At 59.1% G+C, this 16,549-nt stretch carries 11 protein-coding genes and 4 pseudogenes; 7 read left to right on the top strand and 8 right to left on the bottom strand.

Annotation, left to right across the window (positions count from 1 at the left end):
- Positions 1-184: 184 nt before the first annotated feature.
- Entirely contained in the window at positions 185-388 is a 204-nt protein-coding gene (locus DJ75_RS10490; protein ID WP_094524410.1) for a hypothetical protein, read from the bottom strand.
- A gap of 23 nt (positions 389-411) precedes the next feature.
- Between DJ75_RS10490 and DJ75_RS19405 the strand changes: the two are divergent.
- Positions 412-750 (top strand): annotated as a pseudogene (locus DJ75_RS19405) (heavy metal translocating P-type ATPase); the annotation flags it as partial.
- Here the strand turns inward: DJ75_RS19405 and DJ75_RS10480 are convergent.
- Positions 736-1,155 (bottom strand): annotated as a pseudogene (locus DJ75_RS10480) (RNA-guided endonuclease TnpB family protein); the annotation flags it as partial. The pseudogenes DJ75_RS19405 and DJ75_RS10480 overlap by 15 nt on opposite strands.
- A gap of 212 nt (positions 1,156-1,367) precedes the next feature.
- Positions 1,368-1,856 carry a winged helix-turn-helix domain-containing protein gene (locus tag DJ75_RS10475; RefSeq protein WP_094524409.1) on the bottom strand — a complete coding sequence of 163 codons (489 nt, stop codon included), beginning with the start codon at positions 1,854-1,856 and terminating at the stop codon, positions 1,368-1,370.
- Positions 1,857-1,971: 115 nt separating this feature from the next.
- On the opposite strand from DJ75_RS10475, the gene DJ75_RS10470 reads away from it, so the two are divergent.
- From DJ75_RS10470 to DJ75_RS10460, 3 genes and pseudogenes are all read left to right on the top strand, one after another.
- On the top strand, positions 1,972-2,772 hold the full coding sequence (locus DJ75_RS10470) for a hypothetical protein (protein WP_094524408.1): 801 nt from the start codon (positions 1,972-1,974) through the stop codon (positions 2,770-2,772).
- A 162-nt stretch (positions 2,773-2,934) separates the two neighbouring features.
- On the top strand, positions 2,935-4,251 hold the full coding sequence (locus tag DJ75_RS10465; RefSeq protein ID WP_094524407.1) for an RNA-guided endonuclease TnpB family protein: 1,317 nt from the start codon (positions 2,935-2,937) through the stop codon (positions 4,249-4,251).
- A 49-nt stretch (positions 4,252-4,300) separates the two neighbouring features.
- Positions 4,301-4,627: pseudogene (locus tag DJ75_RS10460) on the top strand (PadR family transcriptional regulator); the annotation flags it as partial.
- A 246-nt stretch (positions 4,628-4,873) separates the two neighbouring features.
- Here DJ75_RS10460 and DJ75_RS10455 read toward each other — a convergent pair.
- Positions 4,874-5,874, bottom strand: a pseudogene (locus DJ75_RS10455) (IS630 family transposase).
- Positions 5,875-6,022: 148 nt separating this feature from the next.
- On the opposite strand from DJ75_RS10455, the gene DJ75_RS10450 reads away from it, so the two are divergent.
- Complete coding sequence (locus tag DJ75_RS10450; RefSeq protein ID WP_094524406.1) at positions 6,023-7,186, top strand: XdhC family protein; 1,164 nt, start codon at positions 6,023-6,025, stop codon at positions 7,184-7,186.
- Between the two features lie 149 nt (positions 7,187-7,335).
- Here the strand turns inward: DJ75_RS10450 and DJ75_RS10445 are convergent, their stop codons facing one another.
- A complete protein-coding gene (locus DJ75_RS10445) occupies positions 7,336-8,166 on the bottom strand; it encodes an IS5 family transposase (protein ID WP_094524405.1) in 831 nt (276 codons plus the stop codon).
- A gap of 218 nt (positions 8,167-8,384) precedes the next feature.
- Positions 8,385-9,803 carry an amidohydrolase family protein gene (locus DJ75_RS10440; RefSeq protein WP_094524404.1) on the bottom strand — a complete coding sequence of 473 codons (1,419 nt, stop codon included), beginning with the start codon at positions 9,801-9,803 and terminating at the stop codon, positions 8,385-8,387.
- A gap of 489 nt (positions 9,804-10,292) precedes the next feature.
- On the opposite strand from DJ75_RS10440, the gene DJ75_RS10435 reads away from it, so the two are divergent.
- Together DJ75_RS10435 and DJ75_RS10430 are read left to right on the top strand one after the other, a co-directional pair.
- Positions 10,293-10,841 (top strand): (2Fe-2S)-binding protein, encoded by a 549-nt coding sequence (locus DJ75_RS10435; protein WP_170938354.1) that lies wholly within the window; start codon positions 10,293-10,295, stop codon positions 10,839-10,841.
- Positions 10,838-13,279: a xanthine dehydrogenase family protein molybdopterin-binding subunit gene (locus DJ75_RS10430; RefSeq protein WP_094524403.1), complete on the top strand. Its 2,442-nt coding sequence runs from the start codon at positions 10,838-10,840 to the stop codon at positions 13,277-13,279. The genes DJ75_RS10435 and DJ75_RS10430 overlap by 4 nt, the downstream gene beginning before the upstream one ends.
- Positions 13,280-13,424: 145 nt before the next feature.
- Here the strand turns inward: DJ75_RS10430 and DJ75_RS10425 are convergent, their stop codons facing one another.
- Positions 13,425-15,089 (bottom strand): adenine deaminase, encoded by a 1,665-nt coding sequence (locus DJ75_RS10425; RefSeq protein ID WP_094524517.1) that lies wholly within the window; start codon positions 15,087-15,089, stop codon positions 13,425-13,427.
- A 172-nt stretch (positions 15,090-15,261) separates the two neighbouring features.
- Positions 15,262-16,491, bottom strand: coding sequence for an MFS transporter (locus DJ75_RS10420; RefSeq protein WP_094524402.1), 1,230 nt, complete (start codon positions 16,489-16,491; stop codon positions 15,262-15,264).
- Positions 16,492-16,549 lie beyond the last annotated feature (58 nt).

The raw sequence follows: 16,549 nt of genomic DNA, 5'->3' as shown, positions 1-16,549 counted from the left end.
TGTCCGTGTCGATGACACGACACAACGAGATCAGACGTATGAATTAGACCTACATAAGGGTGATACGGTGAAAATTATCGCCGGAATACAGAATGGGTCCGGTGGAGAAGTTGCTCTCTCATGGACCCCAAGATGTTCTCTCAAAAGAGCTCGAAATTGAGCGTACAATCAGAGGTGACAGTGTTCACGAACTCTTAGTGAGTTCGTCATCGGTCTCGAACCACGTTGTTTCGATGTCGAAGGCGGTCGTCATCAACTTAGTCATTTTCACCTCCAGCGTCACGTTCGACCTCCTCACAACGCGGCGGACCCTCAGCGGCTGTGCGACGCCGTCCGAAGATGAGGTCCTCCCGTGGAACCGCCTGCTGTCCCGGGTGATCGACGACACGGGGTATCTGGCGAGTGTGAGTGCTGACGAACGCGGCAATCCCGATACCGCTCCTGATCGGGAACGAGTTTACCAGCACGTTCAATCGTGCGATAACCCTGATGTTCGCCGCGTCGCCGTGTGCCGTCATCATCTCTACGCCGGCGGCGGTGTTATCAGCAATCGCCTCCGGTGGCCGGCAGGGCGTTCTATTCAAAGGTGGCGAACACGTCGAGACGGCCGCGAACATCGACGCGGTCGCATTCGACAAGACGGGCACGCTCACGCGGGGCGAAACACAGCTGACGGACGTGTTCGTGCGGGACGGCCCCGCGGACGAGTCGCTGACTGCCGACGAGTTGCTCTCGCTCGCGGCCGCCGTCTGGCAGGATGTACTCGATTTCGATACACCCGTCAACAGTTGCCAGCGAGACGTACTCGTCGTGGAAGGTCGCGCATCGCTTGTCGTAAACGATAGTCGGGGTCGAGAAGTGCGGTTTCCCCGCATACTCGCCTTGCTTCCAACGGGCGACGACGCTCTGTATGGCGTCGGCGGCCTTGTTGCGAGCGTTCTGGACGAGATTGGCGTGTAATCGCGTCTGGTCACGCACGTCGCCGTAGGTTTCCTCCTGTAACTGGGCCTTGCTCGTTGTTTTGTATTCGCCCTGCCAAGCGTGATCAACGACGTAGTTGGCGGCCCATTGAAATTCATCGACGGTTTCACGGAGAAGTGCGGCGTCATCACTATCTACGTTGAGTTTGATTTGGACGGTCCGCCGCACCTCCATATGTCAGATATGTGTCTGATAGTTTATAAATACTGGGAGAGAGAACGGCAACAGTCCGTCAAATGTGGTGGAGTTGTCGACTTGCTCTCTGGCCTACTCGTTCGTTTCGCCCACTCCTCAAGGCTGGAGGTTCCGCCCCGGATACGCTGACCAAGGTACGAAGTCGACGTCCCGTCTCTGCAGCGTCGAGAACCGTGCTGTTCGACAACGAACTACGAGTTTGTGCCACCATCGACTGTGTCGAGAACGGGCTCGTCGAACTCGAGGGCTGCCGCGACAGCATCCGGAAGCTCCGGACGTGGGGCCGATTCGTGGCGCTCGATTTTCTCGGTCTTACGCGTGTTCTCGTAGAGGGCACGTGCGACCGGAAGGCCACGGAGATACTTGTAGTCGTGGAGGACCTCGACCCCCCGCTCTGTGAACCCGTAGAACTGAGAGGGGAGATCACGCTTTCCCTCGCTTGGATCGTACGTGTAGCGTGCGAGGAGCCCGGCGTCGATCAACGTCTCCAACTGGTCTTTGATGGCCGCCTGGCTCTTCCCGGTCATATACTCGAGTTCGGCGAGCGACATCAGATGGGCGGGATGGCCCAGCAGCTCCTGGATGATAAGGTGGCGCGTATCTTGGGACAGCAGCTTGAATAGCCGCTGCTGTTCCGCGAACGGCCCTCCATCGGCCGGGCCAGCGTCGGTTTCGCTCATACGTGGCAGTACGGTGTAGGACGCTATAACAGTTAGGGTCGTCCAAGTTAGTTAAATCAGAAAAAATCAAAGTGGTTCAGAAAGGATAAGGTGATGTGGTTTGAATCAACAGCTAATGACCGACCCAAGCCCGCCGCCGGACGCTGGGGATATTATGACCGTTGTTCACGAGGCCGTCGGGGGCATCGAACTTGAGCCTGCAGAGAAACGGGAAATCTGGCGGTTCACCCAGCGTGAATTGCCGTATCTCTGGAGTCAGCGGACATCGTATTTTATTTTGGGGAGCTATCGCGACCCCTATATCCGCCGGCTTCGCGCCGTCCAGAACGAACTCACGAAGCAGCTCGGTGCCTATCCGTTCATCATGGGTGATCTCCTCGAACTTTCGACTGACCGCCTCAATACGTTCGATATCATGTTTTCGTTGCTCGCGACGTACAGCGACTACATCGTTGGGGTCTTCGAGAAGGAGAGTGGTGGGGAGGCGCCTGAATTGGGCGAGATCGATGACCCGCCGTATTTCGACAAGTCGTACGTGTTCCCACGTGATTACGCGTGGGTGACTGACGAGAACCTTGACTCGCCACAGCACGTCATTCAGGCCGCCCTTGAGATAGCGTTCACAGAGGATTTGTCGACGGATGAAGTCAAAGCAAACGTCGAGTCGCTCGTCGATCGCGCCCAAGAGAGCGGTCTCGACATCGACGAACAGGAGGTGTGGGATGTGATCGACGAGCGGGCAGATGAGGACGAAGAGCCGACAACGTACAGTTGGGTCCATCTCAACAAATTCCGTAAATTCGAACTCCACGAACGATGCTTCCCGTGGACGACAGAGGACGAACTTCGAACTGAGGTTGACGAACTCCCGTCCCCGACACCACGTCCGGAGTGGGAAGAGCGTGAGGACCAGTGAATTATACGCTGAATTGGCGCAATACCACGGCCTTCAGGCCGTGGATACGCGCCGTCACTCCGTGACACGTTCTACTGACTTCGACAGGACTGGATATTCCACCGTTCTCAATCCCATTCTTTAGAAGAGAAGCGATTATAAGCAATTATACAGGCGTTCAGAATGCTGGAAGTCCACCGAACCCATCGAGCGAAAATCCTCAATTACAGTCAGGTAGAGGGCTCGCTTGACCGACACGGGTGGAGTGCCAGCAAACTCTGGAACGTCGCCAACTACCACTCCCGCCAAGTCTGGGAGGAGACCGGGGAGATTCCCGACCACGAGGAGTTGAAAAACGAGTTGAAAGGTCACGACAAGTACAAGGGACTGCACAGTCAGTCCAGTCAGCGGGTTCTGGAGGAACTCGCTGAAGCCTTCAACTCGTGGTACTCCAGTGATGACGAACGAGACAATCCGCCCGGCTACCGCAAACAAAACTACTACGACCAACAGGGTCGTCGCGTCCACGAAGAACACCCACGCAGTACGGTGACGTGGAAACAGAACGGCATCCGACACGACACTAAGAACAACCGTGTCCGCCTCTCCAAGGGAGCGAGCCACAAAGAACATCCGAAAGCGTGGGAGTACATCCTTGTCGAATACGAGACACGCCCCGGCGTCGAGGTTGAGAACCTGCAACAGGTTCGTGCTGTCTACGACCAAACAAAGGAGCGATGGGAGTTACACCTCGTCTGCAAGGACGAAATCGAGACGCCCGCCGCTCCCGGAACCGAGACTGCGGGCATTGATCTCGGTATCAGCAACTTCGCCGCTGTCGCCTACAGCACCGAAGACGCCGACCTCTATCCCGGCAACCGCCTGAAACAGGACGGGTACTACTTCCCGAAAGAAATCGCCAACTGTGACGACAGCAGTGGCGACAGGGCCACGCGACTTCATCACAAATGGTCGGAACGCCGCACCCACTTCTTCCACAGTCTCGCCAAACACATCGTGGAGAAATGTATCGAGCGTAGTGTGGGTCGCATCAATGTCGGGGACTTGGAAGGCGTCCGCGAGGACGAGAACGGCAAGTCGAAGAACTGGGGTCGGCACGGAAACCTCGACCTACACGGGTGGGCGTTCGACCGCTTCACGTCGATCCTCGAGTACAAAGCGAAAGTTGAGGGCATCGAGGTCATGGAAGTGTCCGAACGTGACACGAGTAAAACGTGTTGCGTTTGTGGAAGAGAAGACGACAGCCAGCGTGTCGAACGCGGGTTGTACGTCTGCGAGTCGTGTGATGCGGCGTTCAACGCGGACGTGAACGGGGCGGAAAACATCCGTCTGGACATCAACGAGGAAAGTAACTCCGAGTCTACCGGGCAGTTGTCCGGGGATAGGAGTACCGGCTGGTTGGCACAGCCCGGAGTCTACCTGTACGACCTCTCCTGTGGATTCCAACCGCAACGAGAGGTGGGAGACTCCAAACCCTAATATCCCAACCTCGGGATTCCTCCGCGTTCACGCGGAGGAGGATGTCAACAGCGATATTCTTGCTCACCCCCAACAGCTCCCATCGATGTACGAACTCGAGGAGCTCAATCCCAGTGTGAGCGATGCGACCGTCGACAAGCACATCCAGAAGTTGATCGATGAGGGCATCGTGAAGGAGGTCGCCCTGGACGACGACCAGCGCCGACAGGGCTACCCCTGGAAGTTCTACGGTCTCACCGAAGAGGGTCAGGAGTTCCTGGAGGAGCACAACCTGCTCGCCGCTGAAGAGACACTCCAACAGATCTACGACACCATCAGCGATAAATCCGAGAAGATGGTCAAGTACGAGAACGCGCCCCGTCCCGACGACATCTAATGGGGCGCTCTATTCCCGAATAGTTTGCTATTCATACTCTTCAACCCGTGAAGAGACGATATCTGATTAACCAACAAATCTATGCCGATACCCGCTCTGTTGGTTAACACGGGGCGACCGCTGATGTCCTACGAGTCACCGACCCCGCCGGCAGACCTCTCGGCAGAGATGGTCGACACCCTCAATGGGTACTCGCCTGAGCAGCTCCGCTACATCGCACGCTACGCTGAAGCATTATAGTAAATACTAGAAGTAATTACTCACGTCTGGTATCGAGAGTTGAAGGAGAGCGGTGTCGATTGCTGCTGTAAATTCGTCGAGCGAGTCGAAGAACTGATTGCTAAGGGTTGTTTGAAGATGTCTACAGCATTCCTCGACCGGGTTCAACTCCGACGAGTACGAGGGGAGCGTCACAAATGCGAGGTCGTCACGGGCCGCGAGGTCCGTGACGGCCGACGCCTGAAAGTATGGTGCTCCATCGAGAACGATGATTAGATCATCTTCAAATTCTTCACATAGTGCCAAAATGAAATGTTTCGCGTGATCGGCGGTGATGTACTCTGTGAATCGAGAGAAGAAGCGATCACCGTCCTCGGTGATCGCGCCCAGCAGACACGTCCAGTCTCATTGGCCTGAAAGTTCAACAGAAAGCCGCGTGCCCCGCGGAAACCACGCGGCACGCGGCTCAGCTTGGACAGATTTCTTGGTTTGATCGATACACACTACTGCGGCGTCTATTTCCCGCCGCTTTTTTTAATCTCGTCGTAGAACTCGTCTTGCTCGTCATCGTCGGATTCAGCGGCTGAACGACGTGGTTTTTGATAACTCAATCCAACCTCTTTCAATAACCGCCGACAGCTCGGGACTGAGTACTCAACGCCGTACGTTTCTTGAAGATATTCTTGTACGAGCGCCGGCGTCCACGCCGGCGCGTCAAAGCCGATCTCTTGGGGTGATTCGTGGACCGTTTGCTCAAACTCTTGTTGCTGTTTTTCTGAAAGTTTTCGCTTTCGTCCAGATCGGTGAACATCTGAAACAGCCTGTTCAAGTGGGTCGTCCGTATCGAGCCGCTTGAGCCAGTTATAGATCGTTTTTCGTTCTGTATCGTACCACTCGGCAAGTTCGGTTTGCGCGACATCATTTTTGTACGCGATCGCGGCTAACAACCGCTGTGTGGGTTTGTTTCCGTCAACATTGTCAAGCGCCTCTTGGAGTTCTTCGACAGAGATCTCATTGAGGTGTTCCATTATAGACAATGTCACTTTCTGAGTAAAAAGTTCTACCGGCTACTATAGTGCGAACTCTCCTCATCCCGAGCGCTTAACGAAAGTAAGGCGGTCCATCCTGTACCGGTTCAAGGAGCAAGTAAATAAACAAGCACACGAATATGCGACTATGAGTAATCCCAGCGACCCAGATCCATGGAGCATCTCAGAACCGGAACTCTTCCGAGAGCTACGACGTAGCTTGAGAAACGACAAACCCGCAGTACTTGTGACCATTACCGATGTCGAGGGGTCTGCCTATCGCCGCCCGGGCGCAAAAATGCTCGTCCCTGCCGACGAGGAAAGCCTCGGCGCGGTGACGGCTGGCTGTCTTGAGGGGCCGGTCGTCGATTTGGCGGTGTCAATCAGAGATACTGGTCGTCCTCAGATCGAGACGTTCGATCTGATGGACGACGATGAGTGGGGGCTCGGGTTGGGGTGTAACGGGGTCATCGACCTCCTGTTGGAACCCGTAGACAACTCGGTGGAGCCCATGCTTTCGGTGCTGGAAAATAGGGAACCGATGACAGTCCTGACCTCCGTCGAATCCACCGACCCAACGGTCTCGATAGGAGATCGCACGGTCGTCGACGCGAACGGTAACCCCACACCTTCCAGTGAACGTGAATCGCTTCCAGAGGTGGTCGTTGACGAAATCGTGTCTGTCACCAAGAAATTCCGTACCGAGGGGAAGTCCGCAACGGTCGAGGTCTCATCAAGGAATGGCGAGGTTAGGGTCTTCGTTGATAGCATCAAACCGGCGCCTCAACTGCTCCTGTTTGGAAACCAGAACGACGTTCAACCGGTCTCTCGCCTCGGTCGCACGGTTGGATTCGAAGTTGTGGTCGCATCTGCCCGCGGCGCTATGGCGGCTGACGAAGACTTTCCCCACGCCCATGAGGTTGTGGCGACGCGTCCCACCGATCTCGCAAAACTGGCCGACGAGATGACCTACGCAGTCCTGATGTCGCATAACTTTCTCGACGACCGCCTTGCCCTTGAGGCGCTTCTGGAGTCATCCGAAATCCCTTATATTGGACTTATGGGGCCCCGAAAGCGTTTTGAACAGATTCAAGACGAACTCGCCAAGGATGGGGCGACGTTCACAGAGGACCAGCTCGAACGGGTATCGACACCGGTTGGACTTGACCTTGGGGGCGGTGAACCAGTCCAAATTGCCCTCAGCATCGTGAGCGAGACACTCGCGATTCACAATGGCCGGTCGGGCGGTCGTTTGCGAGACGAGGAGGGACCAATCCACGATCGTGTCTCTGTTACCATCCAGAATTCCTAATCATACCCACGAGAGTGTCAAGGTTAGATGATGACATTGTGGAGAGCTGCGAAGGCTTTGACCCAGCGATCTACTGATCTCCAGGAGCTATGGTGGGGGAATCGGCTATAGAAGAGTCTGCTTTATTGAATCCGATGACGGCGTGGGGATCACTGTTTGAGAGCCTGTTCGAGGTTGTAGACTGTGGCGGTCAACACGAACTCGCGGAACTCGCGGTACCACGCGCGAGGGTGGACAGCGGTGCCGAATCGACGCTTGATGGCCGAAAAGGCGGTCTCGGCCATCAAGCGTTGGCCGTATAATTCGCTGTCCAACCGTGCGTTGTGCGCGTGATCGTACGCAGCGAACAATCGGTGACGCAGCAACGGCCGGACGCCCGCTGAACGGAGGGCGTCCCGGAGAGATTGGTCGTCATAGCCTTTGTCGCCGGCGAGACTCTCGATTCTCTCGGTGTTACGCAGGGCGACTCGACGGCCAGTTTGCGTATCGTGAGGCCAGTGTGCCGAGCAGTGAAGATCGAGGATGGCACACGAGTTTGTATCGACTATGGCCGTCGTTTTGAGCGTGCGTATGTGGCGATCCGAGTGGTGTTGGTAGTGTCTCGATGCCGTTTCTCGATCGAAATAGGTGGCATCGATGGCTCCGTGCGAGCCCGGATCGCAGATGGTCGCAGACTCCCGAAGGAAACCGCGCCACACCGACATGGGCACCCTCTCAAACGACCGGTACAGCGTTGAGGGTGCGGGAAATGCCGTTCGAGCGAGCTGTAACAGACCACGAACACGATCCATTTCACTCGCCCAATCGACGATCTCGCGGTACGTCGCATCCATGTGAACCCGCAAAAAGTGGAGTGTGACATGCTTCCACCCGGGAAATCCGTTGCCAGTCGGATCACTCACCGCCGTTGTACTGGCGGCACAGCGCTTTTGAGCCAGCGACGCGGCTTGCTTAACGAAGCGGAAGAGTAGTTTCGGCACATTCGGCTCTTCCGCTTCGCTTCCACCTTCAGAGCGACGCTATCTCTCTGTCTTCTGTGGATTCAACAGAGCACTCTAAACATAATTCGCCTGTTCTCGGCGACGGTCGACTTTACCTCACCAAGCCTGTCGAATGCGATATCGAAGCTAGAGTTCCTCACGAACTCACGTACAACCGCGGGTCAATCTCCACTCCGGGGGCTATCGGTCGAAGTCGTTCATTCGATGTTAGCCCGTCGAACGATGTCGGCGGCCGTACGTTCGGCCGTTGAAAGAAGTTCGGAGAGAGGTTCTTTCAGCGTGAGCAGCTCTCGATTATCCATTACAACCTCGCCGGCACAGAGGACCGTCTCGACCTCTCCCCCTTGGAGGCCGTAGACGAGGGTGTGTATTGGATCCGGAGTTGGCGTGAGATGCGGTCGATCGAGGTCGATCACCACAAGGTCGGCCTGCGTGCCGGGTTCGAGTGATCCGAGTTCATCACCGCGTCCAATGGCCTGAGCAGCGTCCCGCGTCACCATATCAAACGCTGTCCCTGCGGGGACGACTCCGGAATCGCGATGGTACCCCTTGTGTGCAGTCGCAACGGCTCGAGCGTCGGAAAGGGGATTAACCGTGTCGTTCAGAATCGTGTTGTCGGTCCCGAGGCAGACGGTGACGCCGCGGCCGAGCATATCGACAATGGGCGCGAAACCGGTCGCAAGCTGCATGTTCGCCCGATAATTGTGTACGACCGGCGTATTCGACTTCGCGAGCAGGCGGACGTCTCGATCGTTCGTCTGGACACAGTGGCCGAGCAGTGCGCGCTCGCCTAAATAGCCGACATTGCGAAGATATTCGATACTCGATATCGCCCCTCGCTCTCTCACCTCCGCTTCTGCCTCCGCGACGTGGGCTGTCGTCATCACATCGTATTCTTCGGCGAGCCGGTACGCTCCCCGGAGCATATCTGACGTTGTAGTCGCGAGCGTCGCTGGGGCCGGCCAGACCGACTGTCGCTCCTCAGGCTCGTGATACGCCTCAATGAGTGATTCGACATCCGCCAACCCATCCTCGGTTTCGACAATGAGTGCGTCGGGTCCCGGATGAACGGATCCACCCCCGGAGCCTGTAATCTCCTCGAACAGACGTCTGAAATCCTCGTCCGGGGAGCGGTCCCTGAGTCCAGCGCCGTAGACGTTTCGAATTCCGAGCTGGTCGTAGACGTCGAGTTTCCGTCGTGTCGGCTTGAGATCGGTCCAGTCGAGGGCCGTTGCGTTCTCGACGAACGTGGTCGTTCCCGACTGGATGGCTTCGACGCAATACAGTCGCGCCGCGAGAGCGTGCTCATCGGCGTCCATCACTGCGAGGGCAGGCTGTTTCACGTTGAACAGCCAATCGTACAACCCTCGATCGCCTTCGAATGCTCCGCGGAGGAAGATATCGGAGACGTGGGTATGTGCGTTTACCAATCCGGGAATTACCGCCCCGCCCTCGGCGTCGATGATCCGGTCCGGACTCGTCTCGTCTTCGAGACGCTCGGCAGGACCGACCGCTGATATCTTGTCATCCTCAACGGCGACGGCACCGTTGTCGATGATTTCACGGCTCCCGTTCTGCGTGACGACCGTTCCGTTGGTAACCAGTACGTCTGTCATTCTCCTCGCCTACCCTTACTCGCCCAGCAGTCAGCAGGGTCACTGTTACACGTCGGCATTCCGTCACTTCGTCGGCGTGGTTGTACGAGTCCCATGAGTAGCGGATTGAATCCGTCGTGTAATAAATGTCCACGACCCCCAAGCGTCTAACGCCGCACCTGCAGTACCAACCCTCGTGCAGTTCGAATCGGAGCCACCGGAGTGATGACGGTCGGTGCGAAGAGACCGCAGAGCCCTGGCGAATTCGAATCGAGTCGGCTACGGCCTGTCGAGAAAAGTACTCGTCGTAGGGGGATAGGTCACGTCTACCCGAAATCGAGGTACCCGATGAAAAATTTTAAGTATTATTCTCTGTGACAAGTTAGCATTCCGGGCATTGGGAATCAATACTCGACCCGTCGCCCGGACACCCCATCACGGGCGTTTGTAGCCCGGCATCTCGCCCGAGGATGTTTACTGCTCTCGGGATAACGATCAACAGTGATCCATATGGAAATAGATATTACACTGAACGGCGACGACGTAACGTTTGAGATCGCACGCTCTGACACACTGCTCGATGTCCTTCGAGACAACGGATATACGGGTGCGAAACGGGGCTGTGACACCGGGAACTGCGGGTTCTGTACGGTGATCGTCGACGGCGATCCAGTCAAGTCCTGTATCCGACCGGTGAGCCAACTCGCCGGCACAGAGGTCGAGACTATCGAGAACCTGGGAACGCAAGACGATCTGGGACCGGTACAGTCGGCGTTCGTCGATAACTCCGCACTCCAGTGTGGGTTCTGTATTCCGGGCATGATCATGCGTTCGAAGGCGTTACTGGAAGAGAACCCAGATCCCGACGAGGCTGACATCCGTGACGCCCTCTCGGAGAACCTCTGTCGGTGTACGGGCTACGAAAAGATCATCGATGCGGTCCAAGACGCGTCGACCCGGATGTCCGGCGAAGCAGACGTAGCGGCCGACGGCGGCCGTGTTTCCACCGACGCCACATGTCACGGTTGTGATTGTCTCGAAGGAGGGAGCGACAAATGAGCAGAACTGACGATCCAGATTCGGAAGACAAGACAACCGACACTGAAAAAATAGCGGAATCCAACCCGATCCACTGGGACGAGGCGCCGAATAACCGGAAGGCACCGAATGAGCGCCGAACGGTTTCACACAGTGAGGAGAAGGACGACGCAAAAAAGATCGTGACCGGTGAGGCGAAGTACACTGCCGACTACGCCCGGGAGTTCCCGGACCTGGCTGAGGCCGAGGTCGTTCGATCGGACATCGCACACGGCGTCGTGACGGACATCGACACGAGTGCAGCGGAGGCGATGGACGACGTCTACGCCGTCGTCACGCCTGACTCCCCCGAAGTTCCTGAGAAACCCTACACCTCTGCCGGGCAGTCCTATCCCGAGCCGTCCCCGTGGGACCTCCGGGTACTCCGGCGGACGGTCCGCTTCGTCGGTGACCCCATCGCCGCCGTCGTCGCCGAAGACAAGGACACCGCAAGCAAGGCCGCACGGAAACTCGACGTCACGTACGACGAGTACGACGCGGTCTTTGATACCGCCGAAGCGATGGAGCCTGACGCGCCCCAACTCCACAGCGCCGACGACGTGGAGAACCTCCAGCCGGGCGCGGATTACGAGCGGAACATCGAGGCGCAGATGTCGGGCGAAATCGGTGACGTGGACGCCGCCTTCTCAAAGGCAGAGGAGAGCGAGGATTTGACGGTGATCGAGACTGAGTGGGAGACACCGTACCAGTCCCACTGCGTGCCCGAACCCCACACCACGATTGCCCACCGTGACGAAGACAACCGGTATCACTTAATCTCCAGCACGCAGGTGCCGTACCATACGCGCCGACAGCTCTCCCACCTCTTCGACGTGCCGATTCGAGATATTCAGGTGTCGAAGCCGCGTATCGGGGCCGGATTTGGCTCGAAACAAGGAATGATTACCGAGCCGCTAACGATGGCGCTCACGGATGCCGCTGACCGGCCGGTAAAAGTCGAGACGACGCGGCGTGAACAGTTCCATGCACTCCGCAACCGCCGCCCTGCCCGCGTCGAACTACGGAGCGTCGTGGCCGATGACGGCGAACTCGAAGCCATAGATATGGAAGCCGTCACGAACTCTGGCGCGTACGGTCCCCACGGAATGACCGTTGCCAGCGCCGTCGGCAAAAAGCCGTTACCCCTGTACACGCACACACCGAACATCCGCTACGAGATGACCGCCGTCCACACGAATCTGCCTATCGCAGGTGCTTTCCGTGGCTACGGTGCCCCGCAAGGTCACCTCGCCGTCGAGGGTCACATGGACGAGATCGCCCGCGAACTCGATATCGACCCAATCGATCTCCGTTCGCGGAACGTGATCTCGGAGGGCGACCTAGAGGTGGCCTCCGGCATCCTCAAAGACAAGGAGTACGGCCGACGCATCCGCTCGTGTGGGCTGGACGAGTGTATCGCTGAGGGGCGCGCGGCGATCGGCTGGGACGATGTCGACCAACCCGAACCGGACCATCTCCACCGGGCCTGCGGCATGGCGTTGACAATCCAAGGCAGCGGCGTCCCCGGCGAGGAACTAGGCGCAGCGCATATCAAAATGAACGAGGACGCCTCGTTCATCCTCCAGACCGGTGCCGTCGACATCGGACCGGGAGCCGATACCGTGATGGCGCAAATCGCGGCGGAGGTGCTGAGCGTACCCCCGGAAGACGTGCTCGTACAGCCGTCGGACACGGATATCTCTCCATTCGACCACGGGGCTTACGCCTCGTCGACGACGTACATCACCGGGCAGGCGGTCAAGAAAGCCGCCGAGGAGGCTCGCGGAATGCTGTTTGAGTTCGCCTCGCGGATGCTTGGCGAACCCGAGTCGGCGTTCACCGTCGACGACGGCGCTGTCATCTCGGAGATCACCGGCGAGTCGGTCTCGCTCGAAGAGATCGGGTACGAGTCGATGTACGGTGACGAGGTGCGCGCCCAAGTTATGGGTGACGCGAGCCACTGCACCGAAGAATCGCCGCCACCGTTCGGCGCGCAGTTCGTCGACGTGACGGTAAACGAGGAGACCGGGGAGTTCGAGATCCACGATATGGTGTACGCCGTCGACTGCGGCGTGGCGCTCAACCCTGCCCTCGTCGAAGGGCAGATCGAGGGCGCGATGCACATGAGCTATGAGCTGGCGACCGGAGACGGTATCACATTCGACGAGGACGGCCAGCCGCAGACGCTTGGGTTCCGCGACTACGACATGCCAACCACGGCCGATCAGCCTCCGCTGACCTCCCTCATCGTCGAAACCCACGAGCCGACTGGCCCCTTCGGCGCGAAGTCGGTCGCCGAGATTCCGGTCAACGGGGTCCCGCCGGCGCTAAGCAACGCCGTCCGTCGCGCCGTTGGAGTCAGGATCGGCGACATGCCGATCACCCCGGAGAAGATCGCGGCCGCACTGGACGACGACTGAGGCGGTTCGCCGCTCTCGGAGCTCTGTATACATCGTCGACGCCGAGGGCGCTGCCGGTACACGCACGGCCTCGTCGGAGAGCGGACACGGCGGCAGTGACACGAAAGCACCGACGGCCCCAAACGGATCGCCATCGAGATCTTAATCAGGACCGGAGCACGTCGACGTATTCGCCCGACGGTACGTCGACCAACCCGTTGTTCGTCAGGCGGTAGGTCGGAATGACCTCCAGCGCGAGGAAGGACAGCTCCATGAGACCGCTGTCGACGAGGCCGAGGTCGGTCGCGAACGCCTCGACCCGCTCGTACTCCTCGTACACCGTTTCGATCGGGGCGTCGGACATAAGCCCCGCGACCGGTAGCGCGAGCGAGACAGTCTGGTCAGTAGCCGGGTCGAAAGCAGCGATACCGCCGTCAATATCACGGAGGTGGTTTGCCACAATGGCCATCGCGTCGGGGTCCGCGCCGGCGACCACGCAGTTGTGGGCGTCGTGGGCGACGGTGGAGCCGATAGCGCCGCGGTGCAGGCCGAGACCGTGGACGAATCCCCGTCCGATACCGCCGCCGCGACCGTGACGCTCGATGACGGCCAGCGAAGCGATGCCCTCGTCCTCGGGGGGGACCAGCACGCCCGAGTCGATTGGAACGGTGGCGTCCATGGGTTCGGTCTGTAGCCCGCCGACAGCGTCGATGACGCGGACGGAGGCCGTCTCCGCGGCGTCGGCGGGGGCCTCGATTACGAGGTCCGTCCCCGCGACAGGGTCGAACTGGACGGTGTCCGTCGCCAGATTCGTGACCCCGGTCCGCTCCGACGCTGCGGGGTCCAGTTCGCCGTCGACCATCACGTGGGAAACGTCCCACGACTCCAGATCGTCGAGCAACACGAGGTCGGCGGGCGCTCCGGGCGCGATCCGTCCGAAGGGCAGGTCGTAGCTCTCGGCGGTGTTGAGCGTCGCCATCTGGACGACCTCGACGGGGTCTGCACCCTTGTCAATCGCCTTTCGGACCGCGAAGTCGACGCCACCGTGGTCGACGATGTCGACGACTTCCCTGTCGTCGGTACAGAGCGAGAGCCGCCGAGCGTCGACCGCGTCAGTCAGCGGGAGGAGATCGGCGAGGTTTTTGCTCGAAGAGCCCTCGCGCAGATAGACCCGAATCCCGAGGTCCGCTCGCGTTCGCGCTTCGCTGAGCGTGATGCTCTCGTGGTCTGTGTCGAGATACCGGGCGGCTTCGTGGAGAGCCGCGCCGTCGACGCCGGGCATGTGACCGTCGACCGTGAGGCCGCGCTCCCGTGCCGACGCTATTTTCGCGTGTACCTCCTCGTCGCCCGCGAGCAGTCCCGGGATATCCATCACCTCGCCCAGGGCGACGACGGGATTGAGGTCGAGCAGCGAGTCCACGGCCGCCGCGGAGAGCGTCGCACCGGCGTCTTGCAGCGAAGAGGCCGGAACGCTCGAAGGGACGGTAAACCGGGCCTTCAGCGGCGTGTACGCCGCGTCCTCGACGACAGCGCGAACGCCGGGCTCTCCCAGCACGTTCGCTATCTCGTGCGGATCGTGAATGACGGTTGTCACGCCCCGGGGCAGGACCGCGTTGCCGTACTCCGGCAGCGTCACCATGCTCGACTCGACGTGCATGTGGGCGTCGATGAGTCCGGGGGCGACGTAGCCGGCGTCGAGAGTGCGCTCGGCCGGACGCTCCGCGAGCGCGACGATTTCACCGTCGTCGATGGCGACGGCACCGTCTTCAAGCGATCCTGTGTTGACATTTACCACTGTGCCGCGGACGAGGGTGTCGACCGCGTCAGTCATCGGCCCCACGACTCGGACACCGTTCAGCACACGTGACAGCGCTCCGTTCGAATACCGTGCTAACGTAACGCATACTGAGTGACTGTCACCACGGACAAAAAGTGGTTCGGCTTAGCCGAGACGGACCGGAACACGAACACCCACACGCGACTCGCTGGCCGCGGGTGCCCCCTCACGACGTCTCGGCGTGGTGAGTCGCCGCTCTAGCCGTGAGCGTCAAGTAGGCGAACACGCTCAAACCGCCGACGACCGCGCTTGCTCCCCAGAATACCAACAGGAATCGGTAGCCTGCGACGGCATCACCAAACGCGTTCTGGGCGACACTGGTGAACACGATGGGACCCACGGTCTGTCCCAGCCAGAGCATGCTCGTCAACACGCCAAGCATGCTCGCCCGAAGCTGGCCCGAGACGAGTCCGGCGGTCGTGGTGTCGAGCGACGGCATCACGACCCCGAATCCGAGACCGAAACAGACGAGCATCGCGCCGATTGCGATCGGTGTCCCGGCGGCCCAGACGCCGAGCAGGCTGACCCCGAAGCCGACGAATCCGAGTGCAACCAGTTGTTTTGCCGGGAGGAGCTGTGACACCCGTCCGTACTGTGATGCCATCGTGGCGTTGGCTATCGAGACCATACTGAACAGTACCCCGATCTCCCCGGCAGCGAGGCCATACACGTCGCTAAACAGCAAGGAGACGGTCGTGAGAACGCCTCCGTAGAAGAGAAAAAATGTGAAAAAGGCGGCGACCCAGAGCCCGAGGGCCTGTGGCATGAGTGCTGCAGCGGTGAGCCGATCGGCGTACGTGCGAAACGACGGCGGCGAATCGATCGACGGCTCCGTCAGCGAAAACAGCGCGACGACGCCAACGACGAGGCTGACGCCGAAGAACGCGAACGGGACGTTCCATCCGATCGACGCGAGTGCACCACCGATCAGCGGATACGTCGCTGCGCCGATGCCGATCGCGCTGCCGTTGACGCCGATGACCGCGTGACGCTGTTCGTCGTCGTAGAAATCACCGATAAGGGTGATCGCGAGAACCATCAGCCCACTCGCGCCGACTCCCTGTAGAAGTCGGAGGAGTAACACGATCTCGAAAGGCGGAGCGAAGCCGATGGCTGCGCCGGTCAGGCCGAAAAGGAACAGGAGCGGTAAGACGACGGGTCGCCGGCCGAAGTGATCCGAGAGAAATCCGATAAACGGCGTGAGAAGTACGCCCGGGAGGGTGTAAGCCGTAATAATGAGCCCGGCCTGCGTGTCGGAGATGCCGAACACCCCACGGAGTTCGGGCAGGATGGGACTGATGAGCGGGACTCCCATGACGCCGATGAGCGAACAGGCGATCACCGTCTGGAAGGCGGCAGACGACCAAGGGATTTCGATACGCTCCTCTGAAGACATTCGAACTCGTATCGGAGATGCAGCGCCGTGAGCAAAAAATCCCCTCATCAGAGATGGG

Source organism: Halorubrum sp. Eb13 (assembly GCF_002252895.1).
Lineage (GTDB): Archaea > Halobacteriota > Halobacteria > Halobacteriales > Haloferacaceae > Halorubrum.
This window is presented reverse-complemented; position numbering and strand designations above follow the sequence as displayed.